The sequence below is a fragment of the Paraburkholderia acidipaludis NBRC 101816 genome (assembly GCF_000684975.1).
GTDB classification, from domain to species: domain Bacteria; phylum Pseudomonadota; class Gammaproteobacteria; order Burkholderiales; family Burkholderiaceae; genus Paraburkholderia; species Paraburkholderia acidipaludis.
The window spans coordinates 12,826-32,031 of record NZ_BAXZ01000012.1; the positions used below are offsets into that span (position 1 = coordinate 12,826).

At 67.7% G+C, this 19,206-nt stretch carries 16 protein-coding genes; 9 read left to right on the forward strand and 7 right to left on the reverse strand.

Annotation, left to right across the window (positions count from 1 at the left end):
- Window positions 1-97: 97 nt before the first annotated feature.
- The 3 genes from BAC01S_RS15125 to purT all read right to left on the reverse strand — a co-directional run bounded on the left by BAC01S_RS15125 (window position 98) and on the right by purT (window position 3,511).
- Window positions 98-1,744, reverse strand: coding sequence for an acetolactate synthase large subunit (locus BAC01S_RS15125; RefSeq protein WP_027795528.1), 1,647 nt, complete (start codon window positions 1,742-1,744; stop codon window positions 98-100).
- Window positions 1,745-1,868: 124 nt separating this feature from the next.
- Complete coding sequence (locus tag BAC01S_RS15130; protein ID WP_245616592.1) at window positions 1,869-2,249, reverse strand: MliC family protein; 381 nt, start codon at window positions 2,247-2,249, stop codon at window positions 1,869-1,871.
- A gap of 32 nt (window positions 2,250-2,281) precedes the next feature.
- Window positions 2,282-3,511 (reverse strand): formate-dependent phosphoribosylglycinamide formyltransferase, encoded by a 1,230-nt coding sequence (gene purT / locus BAC01S_RS15135; RefSeq protein WP_027795530.1) that lies wholly within the window; start codon window positions 3,509-3,511, stop codon window positions 2,282-2,284.
- A gap of 219 nt (window positions 3,512-3,730) precedes the next feature.
- On the opposite strand from purT, the gene BAC01S_RS31385 reads away from it, so the two are divergent.
- Together BAC01S_RS31385 and BAC01S_RS15145 are read left to right on the forward strand one after the other, a co-directional pair.
- Window positions 3,731-4,384, forward strand: a complete 654-nt coding sequence (locus BAC01S_RS31385) for an META domain-containing protein (protein WP_043202367.1) — start codon at window positions 3,731-3,733, stop codon at window positions 4,382-4,384.
- Window positions 4,385-4,584: 200 nt separating this feature from the next.
- Window positions 4,585-8,643: a DNA translocase FtsK gene (locus tag BAC01S_RS15145; protein WP_027795531.1), complete on the forward strand. Its 4,059-nt coding sequence runs from the start codon at window positions 4,585-4,587 to the stop codon at window positions 8,641-8,643.
- A gap of 46 nt (window positions 8,644-8,689) precedes the next feature.
- Here BAC01S_RS15145 and BAC01S_RS15150 read toward each other — a convergent pair whose 3' ends face one another.
- Complete coding sequence (locus BAC01S_RS15150) at window positions 8,690-9,922, reverse strand: lactonase family protein (protein ID WP_043202409.1); 1,233 nt, start codon at window positions 9,920-9,922, stop codon at window positions 8,690-8,692.
- Window positions 9,923-10,096: 174 nt separating this feature from the next.
- Here BAC01S_RS15150 and BAC01S_RS33855 point away from each other — a divergent pair, with 174 nt between their 5' ends.
- The 3 genes from BAC01S_RS33855 to BAC01S_RS15165 all read left to right on the forward strand — a co-directional run bounded on the left by BAC01S_RS33855 (window position 10,097) and on the right by BAC01S_RS15165 (window position 13,759).
- Complete coding sequence (locus BAC01S_RS33855) at window positions 10,097-10,246, forward strand: DUF3096 domain-containing protein (RefSeq protein ID WP_084168595.1); 150 nt, start codon at window positions 10,097-10,099, stop codon at window positions 10,244-10,246.
- A gap of 167 nt (window positions 10,247-10,413) precedes the next feature.
- Window positions 10,414-12,267, forward strand: coding sequence for a glycoside hydrolase family 15 protein (locus BAC01S_RS15160; RefSeq protein ID WP_027795533.1), 1,854 nt, complete (start codon window positions 10,414-10,416; stop codon window positions 12,265-12,267).
- Window positions 12,268-12,481: 214 nt separating this feature from the next.
- Complete coding sequence (locus BAC01S_RS15165) at window positions 12,482-13,759, forward strand: polyhydroxyalkanoate depolymerase (protein ID WP_027795534.1); 1,278 nt, start codon at window positions 12,482-12,484, stop codon at window positions 13,757-13,759.
- Window positions 13,760-13,871: 112 nt separating this feature from the next.
- On the opposite strand, the gene BAC01S_RS15170 is transcribed toward BAC01S_RS15165, so the two are convergent.
- A complete protein-coding gene (locus BAC01S_RS15170) occupies window positions 13,872-14,504 on the reverse strand; it encodes a TetR family transcriptional regulator (RefSeq protein ID WP_027795535.1) in 633 nt (210 codons plus the stop codon).
- Between the two features lie 375 nt (window positions 14,505-14,879).
- Here BAC01S_RS15170 and rsxB point away from each other — a divergent pair, with 375 nt between their 5' ends.
- The 3 genes from rsxB (at window position 14,880) to BAC01S_RS15185 (ending at window position 17,046) form a co-directional block, all read left to right on the forward strand.
- Complete coding sequence (rsxB, locus tag BAC01S_RS31390; RefSeq protein ID WP_084168603.1) at window positions 14,880-15,857, forward strand: electron transport complex subunit RsxB; 978 nt, start codon at window positions 14,880-14,882, stop codon at window positions 15,855-15,857.
- Between the two features lie 31 nt (window positions 15,858-15,888).
- Complete coding sequence (gene nth, locus BAC01S_RS15180) at window positions 15,889-16,533, forward strand: endonuclease III (RefSeq protein WP_027795536.1); 645 nt, start codon at window positions 15,889-15,891, stop codon at window positions 16,531-16,533.
- Window positions 16,534-16,611: 78 nt separating this feature from the next.
- Entirely contained in the window at window positions 16,612-17,046 is a 435-nt protein-coding gene (locus tag BAC01S_RS15185; RefSeq protein ID WP_027795537.1) for a DUF1841 family protein, read from the forward strand.
- A gap of 139 nt (window positions 17,047-17,185) precedes the next feature.
- Here the strand turns inward: BAC01S_RS15185 and BAC01S_RS15190 are convergent, their stop codons facing one another.
- Window positions 17,186-17,614: a c-type cytochrome gene (locus tag BAC01S_RS15190; protein ID WP_084168596.1), complete on the reverse strand. Its 429-nt coding sequence runs from the start codon at window positions 17,612-17,614 to the stop codon at window positions 17,186-17,188.
- Between the two features lie 38 nt (window positions 17,615-17,652).
- Entirely contained in the window at window positions 17,653-18,018 is a 366-nt protein-coding gene (locus BAC01S_RS15195; protein ID WP_027795539.1) for a c-type cytochrome, read from the reverse strand.
- Between the two features lie 328 nt (window positions 18,019-18,346).
- Here BAC01S_RS15195 and BAC01S_RS15200 point away from each other — a divergent pair, with 328 nt between their 5' ends.
- The gene (locus BAC01S_RS15200) at window positions 18,347-19,198 is read left to right on the forward strand and encodes an AAA family ATPase (protein WP_027795540.1); all 852 of its coding nucleotides are present in this window, start codon (window positions 18,347-18,349) and stop codon (window positions 19,196-19,198) included.
- Window positions 19,199-19,206: the final 8 nt, after the last annotated feature.

A 19,206-nucleotide genomic window follows, 5' to 3' on the forward strand; every position in this document is an offset into this window, starting at 1 on the left:
CTAGATGAGCCTGCGCACCTCATTAATCGCCATCCGCGCGAGGCGCGCGCACCGCGGACTGCGCAGCAAGGCGCACGCCCATGCAGGCTTGCCGGCGTCAGAGCTGCGCGGAAAGCCGCTTGATCTCGCGGTTCAGCACCCGCTCGTTGTCGGTGTAGTCGATCGGCACGTCGATCACGTGCACGCCCGGCGTCGCGAAGCACTGTTCGAGCAGCGGCGCGAGTTCGTCCGCGGCCTGCACGCGGTGGCCGAACGCGCCATAGCTCTGCGCGTACGCAACGAAGTCGGGGTTCTGCAGCGTCATGCCGTAATCGGGGAAGTTCATGTTCTCCTGCTTCCAGCGGATCATGCCGAACGCGTCGTCGCGCAACAGCAGCACGACGAGGTCGAGCTTCAGGCGCACGGCCGTCTCCAGCTCCTGGGAATTCATCATGAAGCCGCCGTCGCCGCAGACGGCCATCACGCGCCGCTCGGGGTGCACGATCTTCGTGGCGATCGCCGAAGGCAGCCCCGCGCCCATCGAGGCGAGCGCGTTGTCGAGCAGCAGCGAATTCGGCTCGTGGGCGCGGTAGTAGCGCGCGAACCAGATCTTGTACATGCCGTTGTCGAGGCACAGGATGCCGTCCTCGGGCATGGTCTCGTAGACGTCGTGCACGAGCCGCACGGGATAGATCGGAAAACGCGGATCGTGCTGCCCCTTGGCGAGATGGGCGTCGAAATGGCGCTTGATCTCCTCGAAGCGCGTGAAATCCCACGCGTGTTCGCGCGTCTTGAGACTCTCCTTCATCTGCCAGACGGCGTTGGCGATGTCGCCCACCACTTCGATCTGCGGAAAGTACACGGGATCGACTTCCGCGCCGAGGAAGTTCACGTGGATCACGGTCCTCGCATCGGCGCTGCGCATGAAGAACGGCGGCTTTTCGATGACGTCGTGGCCGACGTTGATGATGCAGTCGGCGTGCTCGATCGCACGGTGGACGAAGTCGCCGTCGGAGAGCGTGGCGTTGCCGAGCCACAGCGGGTGCGATTCGTCGATCACGCCCTTGCCCATCTGCGTGGTGAAGAACGGGATGCCGGCGGCGTCGACGAACTCGCGCAGCACGTTGCGCGTGGTCTTGCGGTTGCCGCCCGCGCCGATCATGAGGACCGGATGGCGCGCCGAGCAGATCGCGGCCACCGCATGCGCGACGGCCTTTTCCTCGGCGATCGGCCGGCGGCTGTAGCTCTTCGGGATGGGCTTGCCGTCGCCCTCTTCGTCGGCCACGTCCTCGGGCAGCTCCAGATGCACGGCGCCCGGACGCTCCTGCTCCGCCTGGCGGAACGCCTCGCGCACGAGCGCCGGAATATTGCCGATGGAGACGATCTGGCGCGCGTACTTCGTGAGCGGCTCCATCATGCGCACGACGTCGACGATCTGGAAGTGGCCCTGCTTGCTCGACTTGATGGGCTTTTGCCCCGTGACCATCAGCATCGGCATGCCGCCGAGCTGCGCATAGGCCGCGGCCGTGACGAAATTGGTCGCGCCGGGGCCGAGCGTGGCGAGACACACGCCGGTGCGGCCCGTGAGCCGCCCGTAGGTGGCGGCCATGAAGCCGGCGGCCTGCTCGTGGCGGGTGACGATCAGGCGGATGTTCGAGCGCCGCAGCGATTCGAGCAGATCGAGATTTTCCTCGCCGGGAATCCCGAACACATACTCGACGCCTTCGGCTTCGAGCGCTTTGACGAACAGATCCGACGCCTTCATCGACCACCTCGCGAGCGGGGACAGACAATGCCCGACAGCGTACTACCGTGGCGGATTTTCCGCCGTGACGCGGGCAGCGAGGCGCCGAGGCGCGCGGAGCGCGGGCTGCGGCGCAGGGGCGCGCCTAGCGCATGATCGTCGCGCAGCCGGCCAGCATGGGCGCGGCGTTTTCGCCCGCCATCGCGTCGTAGAGATCGGCGCGCGGGCCCTTGGTCCACCACGTATAGCGGTCGGCCTGGTACTTCACGCCCGAAGCCGCGAGGGTGGCGACGAACAGCAGGCTGCGCCCCGCCACCGGCACGATCGCGAAGCTCTGGCCGTTCTTCGCATTGAGGTAGGACACCTTGAAGGTCTTGCCGTCCGCGCAGGTGTAGCTATAGGTGCGGCGCATCTGCGTCTGGATCTCCCCTACGCTCAAGGGCGCGGCGCACACCTGCGCGGCAGCGGCGAGGCCGGCGACCACCAGCAGCGCGGCACGGGCAGCAAGCGGGGGAATGCTCATCATCGTGTTCTCCAGTCCAGGTATGACCGCTTTCCTCAGGAGCGCTCCGCCGCGTCGCCCGGCACGGGCCGCACGGCCGCCGCCGCGGCGCGGGCGCGCGTGCGCGCTTCGTCGATATCGGCGCCGCTCGCGAGCGCCACGCCCATGCGGCGCTTGACGAAGCTCTCCGGCTTGCCGAAGAGACGCAGGTCCGCGCCCGGCATCGCCAGCGCCTGCGCCACCCCTTCGAAGGCGATGCCGCGCGCCTCGAGCCCGCCGTAGATCACCGCCGAGGCGCCCGGCGCGCGCGCCGCCGTGTCGACGGGCAGGCCGAGGATCGCGCGCGCATGCAGCTCGAACTCCGAGAAGCGCTGCGACGCGAGCGTGACGAGCCCCGTGTCGTGCGGACGCGGGCTCACCTCCGAGAACCACACGTCGTCGCCGCGCACGAACAGCTCGACGCCGAAAAGACCGCGCCCGCCCAGCGCCGCGGTGACCTTGTGCGCCACCTCGCGCGAACGCGCGAGCGCCTTCGCGCTCATCGGCTGCGGCTGCCACGATTCGACGTAGTCGCCGTCCACCTGCAGATGGCCGATCGGATCGCAGAAATACGTCTGAACCTGGCCGCTCGCGGGGTCGATCGCGCGCACGGTGAGCAGCGTGATCTCATAGTCGAAGTTGATGAAGCCCTCGACGATCACGCGGCCGCGATTCACGCGGGCGCCCGCGAGCGCGTACTGCCATGCCCGCTCCACGTCGGCTTCGCTCCTCAGCACCGACTGCCCCTTGCCCGACGACGACATCACCGGCTTCACCACGCACGGGTAGCCCACCTTCGCGATACCCGCCTTCAGCTCGTCGAGCGAATCGGCAAACGCGCAAGGGGACGTGGGCAGGCCGAGCTCCTCGGCGGCGAGGCGCCGGATGCCCTCGCGGTTCATCGTGAGCTGCGTGGCGCGCGCGGTGGGAATCACTTCGGCCACGCCTTCGGACTCGACAGCCGCGAGCGCGTCGGTGGCGATGGCCTCGATCTCGGGCACGACGAGGTGCGGACGCTCGGCGTCGATCAGCGCGCGCAGCGCCTGCGGATCGGCCATGTCGATCACGTGCGCGCGATGCGCGACCTGATGCCCCGGCGCGTTCTCGTAGCGGTCCACGGCGATCACTTCGACGCCGAGGCGCTGCAGCGCGATGATCACTTCCTTGCCCAGTTCGCCGGCGCCGAGCAGCATGACGCGCGTGGCCGAAGCGGAAAGCGGCGTGCCGATGCGCTGCGCCGTTTGCATGGTCTGCATGATGTCTCCGGAATGACGGTGTTGCACGATACGAAAGAGCGCCGATGTTAACATGCGGCCCGGCCGTCACGGCGCCTGCGCGCGGACTCGAAAAGCCGCGCGGACGCACGGGATTCAACGTTTGCGCTCGCATGCAGCGCCACTACTGCGTTACGCTTACGCCTTCGCCGTTTTTCGCCTTTTTTCGCCGTCTACGAGAGGACCCATGCGATGCCCATCCGTTTGAGCGCACGCCCCGGCCGGCGCCCTTCCGAGCGCAACCTGCGCCTGCACGCAGGACGGATCGCGTCGCGCGTGGCGCCCTTCATGGCGCCCTTCGCCGCCGCCCTGATGCTGGCCGCCTGCAAGATCCCGGTGCATCAGGACTCGTCCGCGCCGCCGCCCGATCCTTTTACGCCCGCCGCGACGCAGCTGCTCGACAACACGCAGTGGCAGCTCACCGAGTGGAAAAACGCCGACGGCACGCTGCGCGCCTTGCCGGGCGCCGCCGATGCGCCCGCCGCATCCACTGCCTCGGCAGCCGTCGGCAGCGCGGCGCCGAACGCGCAGGCGATCACGCTCGATCTCTCGGCCGCCACCGGCCAGCGCCGCGCAAGCGGCTTCTCGGGCTGCAATCGCTACTCCGGCAGCTACGTGCTCAAGAACGGCCTGCTCTCATTCGGGCCGCTCGCGGCCACGCGCATGGCCTGCGCCGGCGCGGGCGGGAACATCGAAGGCGCGTACCTCGACGCCCTCACGCATATCTCACGCACCGGCGTCGAGATGCGCGCGCCGCAGGCGCTTTACGTCATCCTCGATAACGGCGACCGTCTCACCTTCATGCATCCGGCCGGCAGCGCAAGCGCCGCGCAGCCGGGCCAGTGAGCGGTCGGCCAAACAGCCGCGGCGCCATGCCGCGGCAGCGCCGCCGCTTCGTCCGCTTCGTCGTTTGCGCCAGGGCTAACGGCGCGCGGCGCCCCCTGCGTCGAGGCAGGCGTGGCGCCGTAGCAACCCGCGATTCGGCCTGAGCGGGCTGAAACGTTACACTCGACGCGTTGCATTTCTTCCCTACGTAGATCTTTGGCATGCACACGGTAGTTCCTGGCTGGTTCGGCGCCTCGTCCATCTGGTTCGTCCCCCTGATCTGGCGTCTCGTCAGGGCCGCACTGCCGGGCGGCGCTGGCTTGCGCGGGCCGGGCACGATCCGGCTCTGGCTCGGCTTTTTCTGCGTGCTCGTCGCGAGCTGCACGCTCGAAGCGATGCTCGTCGACGTCGCCGGGTTCGACGCGCTCGGGCATGCGCTCGCTTCGGGGCTCGGCAAGCTGGCCGGCCACGCGGGCACGGCGCTCGCCATGACGGGCCTCTTTCTCGTCAGCCTGCCCTGGCTGATCGATTTTCGTTGGCGCGACGTACTGTTCTGGGCGGACCTGTCGCTCGGGCTCGGCTTGAACCTGCGCGCACGCCGCCGCCAGGACGGCGACAGCGCCGCCGCGCCGCGCAGCCGCCGCGCCGGTCCCGACGAGGCAAGCGTGCCGCACGGCATGGCGGGCGCGAGCACGCTCGATACGCAAGCCGCGCTGGACGGCTCGCGCCGACGCCGACCGACTGTGTGGCGGCCGGCCGCGGCCGCCGCGCGCGCTACGCCGGCCTCTGCGGCGGGAACATCTACCGCGAGCAGCGCGCCGGCACGCCCGGCGCCGGCTTCCTGGCGCGCCGAACCGAGCCTATCGGGCAATGCCGATACGACGCCCGCCCGGTCGCGCACCGAACCGGTCGTGCCCGACGGATGGCTGCGTGAGCCGATAACGGCTACGGCGCGAACCGCAGCAGCATCCGCGACGCCTTTCGACGCGCGCCGGCCGACGGCGCCCGCCGCACAGCCCGGAATACCGCCCGCCCCGCAGGTATCGGCCCGACCCACTGCGAACCAGACCGCGAACCTGGCCGGATGGCGCGCCGACACGGCCCGTACCCCCCTGCCGGGCGCTCGCCCGATTGCGTCGTCGGCATCGGCGGCGGTACAGCAGGCGCAGGCTGCCGCAGCCGCCAGCGCAGCCGCGCGCGGCTTTGCGGCCACGGCTGCCGCGCCGTTCGATCCGCTGATTTCACCGTTTGCCAGCCCGGCGCCGACCCGCCGCAGCGCTCCGCCGCCGGTCGCGGGCAGTACGGCTGCGCGCGCGGCGGCGAGTGCACCGCCCGCGCCGCGGCCCAAGCCGCCGCGTCCGTTCGTCTGGCCGACGCCGTCTACGCGCAACATGACACGAGGAGTGCCAACCGGCGCACCGGCGGCGGGTATGCCCGCGGCTACGCCGGTCGCGCCGCGCCCCACCGTTCCGGCGCCGTCCGACGCGCGCGAGCCGCTCCCGACGAGCGTGCTCGAAACGCTGCGCTCGATCGAGGAAAACGCCGCTCGCTGGACCCAGCTCGCCGGCGCGAGCCTCGCGCGGCGTAATGGCATCGACGAAGGCACGGCAGAAAGGAAGCCCGCCGCTGCGGTTACGGACGACACCGGCATGCGCGCCGTGCTGCCCGCGGCTGCCGCGCCGGAGCCCGTAGCCGAAGCGCCCGTGGCGCCGCCAGCCGTCGAAGCCCACGAGCCGGCCAAGAGCCCGGTGCCCGCATGGAGAGATCACCCTGCGCTTTCGCCCGCCGCATTCCCGGACGTCGGCGCACAAAGCGCGGCGGCGATACCGGCGGTGCCAGTTGTATCGCCCTTCGAGGCGGCGCCCTCGCTTGCCCCAGACTTGCCCGCTGTCGCGGCCGACGCGCCGACGCCGCCGCTCGCACAACCGGAGCCCTCTGCGCAAGCGGTGGAAACGTCACCCACCGAGTTCGTCCAACCGGCATGGGCCGGGGATGAGCATGGCGTCGCGCCTTGGATCCTGCTGGACGATGACACGCCCGATGACGCCGACGACGTAATGCCGACGCTCTACTCCGCTGCGCAAGAACCGGTGGAGTCGGTCGCACAGCCCGAGTCGGCGCGCGCGCACGACGCCACGCCGATCGTCCGCGAGCCTGCGATCGACGAAGACGAGGGCGCAGAGACCGAACCGGCGATCCAGAGCGCCTCCGCGCACGGGCCCGTGCCCGCAGCGGCAGCGGACGGGTCGAATGTCGTGCGCTTCCCGCGCATGACCGATGACGCCCAGCCGACCGCCATCGCAGCAGCAACCGCCCCGCATGTTGCACAAAGCGTAATCGCTGCGGACACGTTCGACTGGCAGGTCACAGCGCCGCCTTCCGCCGCAGACCCCGCGCCCTCGCCCGCCGAGACGCATGACCTCGTAGCGGAGACTGCCGAACCCGCAACGGCAGCGCCGGGCGCCGTATTCGCGTTGCCCACCGTCGCCGATGCGCAAAGTGCCCCACCACCATCGGCGCCCACCTTCGCGGCAACCGTGCTGCCGCCCATCGCGCCTTGGGACCCGGCTCCCATTGCCGTGCAGGCAGAGCCGCCGACCTTACCGGACACGCCGTCGGCATTCCTTGCGCCACCGCCGACTGCACCTGTCGCGCCTATCACACCCGCGGCACCTACGTCACCCACAGCACCCACAGCACCCATCGCGGCCGCAGCAGCCCCCGCGCCCGACCCCGCCGCGCGCCAACCGGTGCGCGGCCATGCGCCGACGAACTTCGAGTTCCAGCCGCTCAGCGCCTCCTCCGTCGATCTGCCGGGCCTCGATCTGCTCGAGCGCGCGTCGTCGGAAATCGAGCCCGTCTCCGAGCAGAAGCTCGCCGAAACGAGCCAGCTCATCGAGCAGCGTCTCCAGGAGTTCAAGGTGCCGGTCACGGTGGTCGGCGCCTCGGCGGGCCCGGTCATCACGCGCTTCGAAGTCGAGCCCGCGCTCGGCGTGCGCGGCAGCCAGATCGTCGGCCTCATGAAGGATCTCTCGCGCGGCCTCGGCCTCACGTCGATCCGCGTCGTCGAAACGATTCCCGGCAAGACCTGCATGGGGCTCGAATTGCCGAACGCGCGCCGCCAGACGATCCGCCTCTCCGAGATCCTCGAATCGGCGCCGTACGACCGCTCGCCCTCGAAGCTCACGATCGCGCTGGGCAAGGACATCGTCGGCCACCCCATCGTCACGGACCTCGCCAAGGCCCCGCACATGCTCGTGGCGGGCACGACCGGCTCGGGCAAGTCCGTCGCGATCAACGCGATGATCCTCTCGCTGCTCTACAAGGCGACGCCCGAGGACGTGCGGCTCATCATGATCGACCCGAAGATGCTGGAGCTTTCGGTCTACGAAGGCATTCCGCATCTGCTCGCGCCCGTGGTCACCGACATGAAGCTCGCCGCCAACGCGCTCAACTGGTGCGTGGGCGAGATGGAAAAGCGCTACCGGCTGATGTCGGCCGTGGGCGTGCGCAACCTCGCGGGCTTCAACCAGAAGATCCGCGACGCCGAGGCCCAGGAGAAGAAGATCGGCAACCCGTTCTCGCTCACGCCGGACGCTCCCGAGCCGCTCTCGCCGCTGCCGATGATCGTGGTGGTGATCGACGAGCTTGCCGACCTCATGATGGTGGCCGGCAAGAAGATCGAAGAGCTGATCGCGCGTCTCGCGCAGAAGGCGCGCGCCGCGGGCATCCACCTGATCCTCGCGACGCAGCGCCCCTCCGTGGACGTCATCACGGGCCTCATCAAGGCCAACATCCCGACGCGCGTGGCCTTCCAGGTCTCATCGAAGATCGACTCGCGCACGATCCTCGACCAGATGGGCGCTGAATCGCTGCTGGGCCAGGGCGACATGCTGTTCCTGCCGCCCGGCACGGGCTATCCGCAGCGCGTGCACGGCGCATTCGTGGCCGACGAGGAAGTGCACGCCGTCGTCGAGTACCTGAAGCAGTTCGGCGAGCCGGAGTACGTGGAAGGGATTCTCGACGGCCCCGCCGGCGAAGGCGCGCCGCAGGACCTCTTTGGCGACGCCCCCGAGGCCGAAGCCGATCCGCTCTACGACGAGGCCGTCGCCTTCGTCGTGCGCACGCGGCGCGCGTCGATTTCGTCGGTGCAGCGGCAGCTGCGCATCGGCTATAACCGCGCGGCGCGGCTCGTCGAGCAGATGGAAGCGGCGGGGCTCGTCTCGCCGATGGGCATCAACGGCAGCCGCGAAGTGCTCGTGCCCGGCCAGCCGGAATAAGACGCCCATAGCGGCGTGCGCTCCCGCGGGCGCACGCCGCCCGAACTTACGGCGCCACGAACTTGAAGTCGACCGGCGAGCCGATATCGAGCCGCTTCGGATCCGGCCCGAGCAGGCCCGTCTGCGGATCGCGGCGGAACACGTAGGCCGTATCGCTGTTCTGGTTGCCGACAATCAGCCAATGCCCGGTGGGATCGATCGCGAACTCGCGCGGCGACCCGCCGAGGCTCGCCTGGCGCCCCACGCGCCTGAGCTTGCCGGTGCTTGCGTCGACGGCGAAGATCGAGATGTCGTTGGCGTCGCCGCGATTCGAAACGTAGAGGAAGCGGCCGTCCGGCGACAGATGCAGCGCGGCGGCGCCCACCTTGCCCTTGAAGCCCGGCGCGGCGAGCGTCTCGACCTGTTCCACGGCGAGATGGCCGTCGCGATAGCGCAAGACGCTGACCGTGCCCGCCAGCTCGCTCGTGAGATACGCGTGGCGGCCGTCGTTGCCGAAAACCAGATGACGCGGCCCGCTGCCGGCCTTCATGTCGGTATAGCGCCATTCGGTCGGCCCGAGGAGGCCGCGGCTACCGTCCGGCGTGTAGCGATAGGCGTAGACCTTGTCGGCGCCGAGATCCTGGACGAAGAGGAAGCGGCCGTCCGGCGAGAACACCGTGGAATGCACGTGCGCATTGTCCTGGCGCCCCTTCACGGGACCGCCGCCTTCGTGGTGGACGGTGAGTACGGCCGTGCCCAGCTTGCCGCCCGCTTCGACGGGCAGCACGGCGAAGCTGCCGCCCGGATCGGCCGCAACCGAATAGTTCGCGACGAACAGATACTTGCCGTCCGGCGAGAGGCTCAGGTAGCACGGATCGTTGCCTTCGGACGACACTTTGTCGAGGAACGTGAGCTGGCCGCTCGCCGGATCGAAGCCGAACGCGCTCACGTCGCCGCGCAGCGAGGCGGGCCCGTTGTCGCCGGGCAGTTCGTTCACGGCATAAACGAAGCGCCGGTCGCGGCTCACGACGAGGTAGGACGGATTCACGGTCTTGGCGACGCTCACCTGGGTCGCGTCGCCGGTTTTCGTGTCGAAGCGGTAGACGTACAGCCCCTCGCTCTTGCCGCCCGTATAGGTGCCGACGATCAGGTCGTAGACGCCGTCCGCCGGCGCGGCGGCCGGCGACGATTGCGCGAAGGCGTGGGTGGCGGCGACGGAAACCATGATGACGAGGCCCTTGGCGAGCGATCGAAGCAGCCCACGCGGACGCGGGCCGAGTGGACGGGAAAGGCCGGGCATGCGGTATGCGTATGCAGGGCGCTGGAACATGTCGATCTCCTTTTTCTTGTGAGCCTGAAAGCGGCGCAATCATCGTGCGCGCCATGTTCTGAAGGATTTCGGCCCAGTATAAGAAAGGTTCGGCGCACGCGCGCCGCGCGTGGCCTGCTGCAAGGAAGAAACAAGGGAGGAAACATGAACGTCCATCTCGCCATCGGTCCCCTCGCCTCGCTGATCGCCGGCATCCTGATCCTCGCCGTCCCGCGCCTGCTCAACTACATCGTCGCGCTCTACCTGATCATCATCGGTCTCCTCGGCCTCTTCGGCACGAACGGGCATTTTTGACGCATCGCCCCCCGGGGCGGCCCGCGGCTGGGGTGCCGGCGCACCCAAAGTAATAAAACGCGTTGCGCGAGCGGGTTCGCACCCACTAATCTTGTGCGTGAAATCTGCCGTTAAACCCGCTATCGGACTCGCTGTCGAATCGTCCGAAAGCTGTCAAATTGCTTACCATGCCTGCACCCATTGAAGACTATGCCCTGATCGGCGACGGCCACACGGCCGCGCTCGTTTCCCGCACCGGCTCGATCGACTGGCTCTGCTGGCCGCGCTTCGACTCCGGCGCGTGCTTTGCCGCGCTGCTCGGCACCGGGGAGAACGGCCGCTGGGTCGTCAGCCCCGTCGTCGACGAAGGCGCCGAGATCAAGATCACGCGCCGCTACCGCGGCGAGACGCTGATCCTCGAAACCGATTTCGAGACGCCGAATGGCGCCGTCACGCTGATCGACTTCATGCCGCCCGGCAACGGCTGGTCGGAACTCGTGCGCATCGTGGTGGGCCGGCGCGGCACCGTGCGCATGCAGACCGAGCTGGTGCTGCGCTTCGACTACGGCTTTTCGGTGCCGTGGGTGAGCCGCCTCACCTACGAGAGCGGCATCAAGGCGACCGTCGGCCCGGACACCGTCGTGCTGCGCACGCCCGTCGACCTGCAAGGCGAGAACATGCGCACGGTCGCGCAGTTCGAGGTGAAGGAAGGCGAACGCGTGCCGTTCTCGCTGGCCTATGCGGCCTCGCATCTGCGGTTGCCGCCGCCGCGCGATCCGTTCACGGCGCTCGCGCGCACCGGGAACTTCTGGTCCGAGTGGTCCGCGCGCAGCACCGTCGAGGGCCGCTGGGCCGAGCCGATCCGCCGCTCGCTCATCACGCTGAAGGCGCTCGCCTACGAGCCCACGGGCGGCATCGTCGCCGCGCCCACCACCTCGCTGCCCGAGCAGCTCGGCGGCACGCGCAACTGGGACTACCGCTATTGCTGGCTGCGCGACGCCACGATCACGCTGCTCGCGATGATGCGCGGGGGCTACTACGACGAGGCGCGCGCCTGGCGCGCGTGGCTCGGCCGCGTGATGGCGGGCTCGCCGTCGCAACTGCAGATCATGTACGGCATTGCGGGCGAGCGGCGCCTGCCCGAATTCGAGGTGGACTGGCTGCCCGGCTACGAAAACTCCGCGCCCGTGCGCATCGGCAACAATGCGGTGGGGCAGTTGCAGCTCGACGTCTATGGCGAAGTGATGAACGCGCTGCATCTCGCGCGCGTGGGCGGCCTGCAGGCCGACGACACGGCCTGGTCGATCCAGTGCGCGATGCTCGAGCACCTCGAGACCATCTGGAGCGAACCCGACGAGGGCATCTGGGAAACGCGCGGCGGCCGCCAGCACTTCACGTTCTCGAAGGTGATGGCGTGGGTGGCGTTCGACCGCGCGGTCAAGTCGGCGGAAAAATTCGAGCTGCCGGGCCCGCTCGATCATTGGCGCGGGCTGCGCGACACGATCCACGAGACCATTTGCGCACGCAGCTTCAACAAGGCGCTCAATACCTTCACGCAGGTCTACGACGGCGCAGAGCTCGACGCGAGCCTCCTGCTCATGCCGCTCGTCGGCTTCCTGCCGGCGTCGGATCCGCGTATCGCGGGCACCGTCGCGGCCATCGAGCGCGACCTGATGTGCGAAGGCTTCGTCATGCGCTACCGCACCACCGAATTCAACGACGGCCTGCCGCCCGGCGAAGGCACTTTCCTCGCGTGCAGCTTCTGGATGGTCGACAACCTCGCGCTGCAGGGCCGGATGGACGACGCGCGCCGCATGTACGAGCGGCTCCTTTCGCTCGCGAACGACGTGGGGCTGCTCGCCGAGGAATACGACCCGATAGCGGGCCGGCTGGTGGGCAATTTCCCGCAGGCGTTCTCGCACGTGGCGCTCGTGCATACGGGGCTCAATCTCATGCGCCACGAGCAGGAAATGGCAAAGGAAACCGGCCATCCGCCGTACACCGGCGTATCGGCGGAATTCGAAACTGTTGCGGCGCCCTGACGCAGCGATCCGCTTTCATGGAGGTGCGTTAAACTATGCTTGTTGCGCCGCACAACAATATGGGGTCCGATGGAATGCCCCCAATTGCCAAGCGGCGCGAGCCCTTTTTGTCTGATGTTTCCGAAGCGCTTTTCCCCCAACCCGTCGTTCCGATATTGCGCTGCGTAAGCGTTGCGTGCCCCGGTGCGAACCACCCCATGATGCTGGAGCGTCCATGCTCTACCAAATCCGTGAATTTCAGCGCGCTTTGCTGAGCCCGCTGACGGCCTGGGCCCAGGCCGCCTCGAAATCCTTCTCGAACCCGGCCAGCCCGTTCTCCCTCGTGCCTGGCGCCAGCCGCCTCGCCGCCGGCTACGAGCTGATCTACCGGCTCGGCAAGGATTACGAGAAGCCCGAGTTCAACATCCGCCAGATCACGAAAGACGGCTTCAACATTCCCATCGTCGAACAAACGATTGTCGAAAAGCCGTTCTGCCGCCTGCTGCGCTTCAAGCGCTACGCCGACGACAGCCATGCCGTCACCACGCTCAAGGACGAGCCCGCGGTGCTCCTGTGCGCGCCGCTTTCGGGCCACCATTCCACGCTGCTGCGCGACACCGTGCGCACGCTGCTGCAGGACCACAAGGTGTACATCACCGACTGGGTCGACGCGCGCATGGTGCCGCTCGAAGCCGGCCCGTTCCACCTCGACGACTACGTCGCCTACATCCAGGAATTCATCCGCCATATCGGCGCGAAAAACCTGCACGTGATCTCGGTGTGCCAGCCCACGGTGCCCGTGCTCGCGGCGATTTCGCTGATGGCGAGCCGCGGCGAGGACACGCCGCTCACGATGACGATGATGGGCGGACCGATCGATGCGCGCCGCAGCCCCACCTCGGTCAACTCGCTCGCCACCGAGCACTCCCACGAATGGTTTGCGAACAACGTGATCCATCCGGTGCCCGCCAATTATCCGGGCGAGGGGCGCCAGGTGTATCCGGGCTTCCTGCAGCACGCGGGTTTCGTCGCGATGAATCCGAGCCGCCACGCCGCCTCGCACTGGGACTTCTACAAGAGCCTCCTGCGCGGCGACGAAGAGGACGCCGAAGCGCATCGTCAGTTCTACGACGAATACAACGCGGTGCTCGACATGGCCGCCGAGTACTATCTCGAGACCATCCAGACCGTGTTCCAGGAGTTCCGCCTTGCCGAAGGCACGTGGGACGTGTCCGGCGAGCGCGTGCGCCCGCAGGATATCAGCGCCACGGCCCTGCTCACGATCGAGGGCGAACTGGACGACATTTCGGGCTCGGGCCAGACGCGTGCCGCGCACGACCTCTGCACGGGCATTCCCGAAGCGGACAAGCATCACCTCACCGCCGAAAAGTGCGGCCATTACGGCATCTTCTCGGGCCGCCGCTGGCGCACCATCATCTACCCGCAGCTGCGCGACTTCATTCGCCAGCACCAGAAGGCCAAGCATCCGGCGAGCGAAAACGCCGTCGCCTGAGCCCGCGCGCATATGATCACGGGCGCCGTCATGGACGGCGCCCGTGTCGTTTCAGGCTTTGCCTTCAGGCCGGATTCCGGCCGCCTTCCCTGCGTTTTCTGCACTTTCCGCGCTATTTGCGCATCAGGAAGGCGAGCAGCATCTCCGTATTGAGCTGAATGATTTCGGCGCGCTCAGCGCTCGCGCTGAAGTCGCGCCCGAGCGTGGCGGCGAGCGTAAAGCGGTTCGAGACGATGTAATAGCCCATGCCCGAAAGCGTCACGTAAAGGCGCAGCGGGTCCACATTCGCGCGGAACAGCCCCGCCGATTCGCCGCGCGTGAGAATCGCGCCGAGCGTCGCCACGATCGGCGAAATCATCTCGCGAATACGCGTCGATTTCTGCATGTAGCGTGCCTCATGCAGATTCTCGTTGTTGATGAGGCGCAGGAAATCGGGATGATCCCGGTAGTAGTCCCACACGAAATGCGCGAGCCGCGTCATGGCCTCCACCGGTGCGAGGCCGGCGAGGTCGAGCGTGCTTTCCGCTTCGTTGAGCGCGCAGAACGCGTGCTCGAGCACGGCCGTAAACAGCTGCTCCTTGCTGCCGAAGTAGTAATAAAGCATGCGCTCGTTGGTTTCCGCGCGGCGGGCGATCTGGTCGACGCGTGCGCCGAACAGGCCGCCATTGGCGAATTCCTCCGCCGCGGCCAGCAAAATGCGGCGGCGCGTGCCTTCAGGATCTCTTTTGATTTTGGGTTGATTCATGGTGGCAGGATCGCTCGGTAAGCCGCGTGTTCCGGATCACGCCGCCGGGCCTCTCCTCGCCCGGTGTTCGCCTTTCAGCGACAGCGCTGTACGGGGCGCGCCAGGTTAATGGACCGACACCCTTCATCCTACGGTCTTGCGTTCGCTGTTGTTGTATGCAGTCGTTTTTGCCGTCGTTTTTTGCCGTATATCGCGCCGCGATGCGGCGCGCTGCTTCGGCGCCCTCTTCCAAAGCCTGTACTGTCCCGGCGCCGGAGTTATCCGCTTCGTTCGCGCCGCGGTTTTCTCGCCGTTCTCCCTTTATTTGTCTCCCGGTTCATTTCTTTGTTGTTCGAATTAAGCGCTTTGATTATGGCACATGGCCCGCCAATGGCAATGCGGGAAATCGGCGATAATGCGAGCTTTGGCGCCGTGCGCGCGCCCTCCCGCCGCGACGGTCCCGCAGGCGGCGGGCACAGATCCTGGCCTCGCCCGGCCCGCCCCGATGTTGCCACCGTGAACGATTCCAAGACACTCGCAGATCGCGTCGAAGATCTGCTGCCCCAGACGCAATGCACGAAGTGCGGTTACGACGGCTGCCGGCCCTATGCCGAAGCCGTCGCCGCCGGCGCCGCGAACTATAACCAGTGCCCGCCCGGCGGCGCCGAAGGCGTGGTGCGCCTCGCCCGCCTGCTCGGCAAGCCCGTCATTGCCCTCAATCCGGCCAACGGCGTCGAGCGGCCCCGCCCGGTCGCCTTCATCGACGAGAGCCTGTGCATCGGCTGCACGCTATGCATGCAGGTCTGCCCTGTCGATGCGATCGTCGGCGCGCCCAAGCAGATGCACACCATCGTCAAGGATCAGTGCACGGGCTGCGACCTGTGCGTCGCACCGTGCCCGGTCGACTGCATCGCCATGATCCCGGTCACGGGCGACGCAGCCGGCTGGGACGCCTGGACCGAACAGCAGGCCGCTGCCGCACGCGTGCGGCACGACCGGCGCCTCGCGCGCCTCGCCGGCGAGCGCGACGCAGCGGTTGCGCGCGCAGCGGCGCGGCGGGCGGCGGCGGCCGCACCCACGGCGACTGGAACGGCGGCGGACACCACTGCTGCAGGCGCACAAGCGCCCGCCGACGACGCCGAAGCGAAGAAGAAGGCGATTATCCAGGCGGCGCTGGAGCGGGCGCGCCGCAAGAAGACCGAGATGGCCGAACAGGGTCTCGGCCCGCGCAACACGGAGAACGTGAGCGCCGACGTGCAGGCGCAGATCGACGCCGCGGAAGTGCGGCGCCGGCGCCTCGGCATCGACGAGCCTGCGGGCAACGGCCGCGCCGGCGCCCCGCATGCGGACAAGAACGACGACCCGTCGGCCTGAGCGGACGAACCAAGCGGACAAAACCACGAGCATGAACGCGACCAAGCGCCGAGCGATCTACGAAACGCTGCAGAGCCTCAACCCGCACCCGACCACCGAGCTGGAATACGCCACGCCGTTCGAACTCCTGATCGCCGTGATGCTCTCGGCACAGGCGACCGACGTCTCCGTGAACAAGGCCACGCGCAAGCTGTTCCCGGCGGCGAACACGCCGAAGGCGCTGCTCGCGCTCGGCGAGGAACGCGTGGCCGACTACATCAAGACCATCGGCCTGTACCGCACGAAAGCGAAGAACGTCATCGCGACCTGCGAGATCCTGCTCGCGCAGTACGAGGGCGTTGTGCCCCAAACGCGCGAGGCGCTCGAAGGCCTGCCCGGCGTCGGACGCAAGACCGCGAACGTGGTGCTCAATACGGCGTTCGGCCAGCCGACCATCGCCGTCGACACGCATATCTTTCGGGTTGCCAATCGTACTGGGCTCGCGCCCGGCAAGGATGTGCGCGCCGTCGAAACGGCTCTCGAGAAGTTCACGCCTTCGGAGTTTCGCCAGGACGCGCACCACTGGCTGATCCTGCACGGCCGCTACGTCTGCAAGGCGCGCCGGCCCGAGTGCTGGCATTGCGTGATCGAGCCGCTATGCGAATTCAAGCCGAAAACGCCGCCGCCCGAGCTGTGAGCGGGACCGGCGCGCGTGCGCCGCGCGGCGTAAAATGGCCGCTTGCACCCCAGCCAGCCACACGTAGCCCCGCACAAGATGTTCAATCCCAGCCGCGACGAAGTCCGCCGCTTTTTCACCGAGACCTGGCGCAAGCAGCGCGCGGGTGAAATCCTGACCCCGCTCGAAGCGATCGCCGCCGACTGGATCGTCGAGCATCCCGAGTACCATGCCGAGCTCGCCGACGCCGAAGCGGCCGCCGCGCAGGATTATTCGCCCGAGCGCGGCCAGAGCAACCCCTTCCTGCATCTGTCGATGCACCTTGCAATCAGCGAACAGTTGTCGATCGACCAGCCGCCCGGCATTCGCGCGGCGCACGACCGGCTCGCCGCGCGCCTCGGCTCCACGCACGACGCGCAGCACGCGATCATGGAATGCCTCGGCGAAACGATCTGGGAAGCGCAGCGCACCAACACCCCGCCCGACACGGACGCCTATCTCGCGCGCATCGAACGCCGCGCCTCGCGCGACTAGGCGCGCCCTCGCGGGCATTCCCGCCAGAGTCCGCGACTACCCGGCATGCATGAAAAACCCCGCGAACGCCCCGCCCTGCCGGCGGGACCCTCGCGGGGTCTTGTCCTCGCACACTGCGCGGCGCGGGCCGCGCGGCGCGTCACTTCTTGTCGACCAGGCTGCCCTGGAGCGATTCGATGTACGCGGCCAGGTCCTTCATGTCGTTCTGCGAGAGGCTTTGCACCTGCGCCTGCATGATCGGATTGTTGCGGCCCAGATGCGGGTTGCCGGTGCCCATCTGGTACTGGCGCAGCGCCCAGTAGATGTAGTCCGCATGCTGGCCCGCGAGCTTCGGATATTCCGGGCTCACCGGATTGTTCAGGCCGACGCCGTGACAGGCGGCGCAGTTGTGGCTGTCGGCGAGCACCTTGCCGTTGGCTGCGTCGGCGGCGTAAGCGGGATGCAGTGCGACGGCCGTGGCCAGCGCGGCGGCGCATGCAGCGCCTTTCGCAAGCGGGGCGATGCGCTTTGCGCCTTTTGCGAACGCGTCGGCAACGAAGGACTGCGCGGCCTGGGTGGGCTTGTTCATGAATTTTCCTCTTCCGTGCATACCCGGTCAGGTGCCGGTTACTTCTCGGGATTGTTCTTCGAGTTGGCCGTCTGCGACGAGTAATAAGCGGCGATATCGGCAATGTCCTGTTCGGACAGCGAGGCGGCGATCGCGTGCATGGTCTCGAAGTGGCGATCGCCCTTCTTGTAGGCGTGCAGCGCGTTTGAGATGTATTGAGCGTTCTGGCCGCCGAGGATCGGCACGTGATAAACCTCGGGATAGGCAGTGCGATAGTCGGGAATACCATGACATCCGATACACATCGCGACTTTGCCCTGGCCTGCCGTCGCATTGCCCACGACATCCGCATGCGCCGTGGCTGCCACAGCCGCCAGCACCGTCAACGCCGCGCTCACGACGTGCCTGCCGACAATTTTTTTCATAGCACTCAACCTGGCTTAAGGGGACTCGAACGCCCGAACCGCAGGCTGCTGCCTGCGCCCGTTTGTACCGCGCTTGTACCGCGTTTGTACCGCCTTTCTTACTGCCGTTTGTACTTTTGCGTCGCCGTGCCGGGCGAAAAAAATCGAACCGATTGTACCGCGCCCCCGCGCCGGCCGTCCACACGGCGCCCCACGCGCGGCCGGCCGCACCTCTGCGGACGGGAAGGTTCGACCGGCCCACCGGCTGGCCTCAGCCTACGCGAGGCGCCTCCGACGCGACACCCCATCTGACTTATACTGGGATTTTTTTCAGTGGGCGGTCTCCACCATGTGCGCCACGCGTTTCGAAGGCTCATCGCAGTACGTCGCCACCGACGACCTCAAGCTCGCGGTCAATGCCGCGATCACGCTCAAGCGCCCCTTGCTGATCAAGGGTGAGCCCGGCACCGGCAAGACCATGCTGGCCGAAGAAGTCGCCGCCGCGCTGAACATGCCGCTCATGCAGTGGCACATCAAGTCCACGACCAAGGCGCAGCAAGGCCTCTACGAATACGACGCGGTCTCGCGCCTGCGCGACTCGCAGCTTGGCGACGAACGCGTGAAGGACATCCGCAACTACATCGTGAAGGGCGTGCTGTGGCAGGCGTTCGAGTCGGACGAGCAAAGCGTGCTGCTGATCGACGAGATCGACAAGGCCGACATCGAGTTCCCGAACGACCTGCTGCGCGAGCTCGACCGCATGGAGTTCTACGTGTACGAGACGCGCGAGCTCATCAAGGCGAAGCAGCGCCCGCTCGTGATCATCACGTCGAACAACGAGAAGGAGCTGCCCGACGCCTTCCTGCGCCGCTGCTTCTTCCACTACATCACGTTCCCCGACCCTGCCACGATGCAGCAGATCGTCGAGGTGCATTACCCGGGCATCCGCAAGGAGCTGCTGAACGCGGCGCTCTCGAGCTTCTTCGAGCTGCGCGGCGTCGCGGGGTTGAAGAAGAAGCCTTCCACGTCGGAACTGCTCGACTGGCTGAAGCTGCTGCTCGCCGAGGACATTCCGCCCGACGCGCTGCGCGCCGTCGACGGCCAGAAGTCCATGCCGCCGCTCGCGGGCGCGCTGCTCAAGAACGAGCAGGACATGACGCTGTTCGAGCGCCTCATCTACATGAACCGCCACAACCGCTGAGGCGCCAC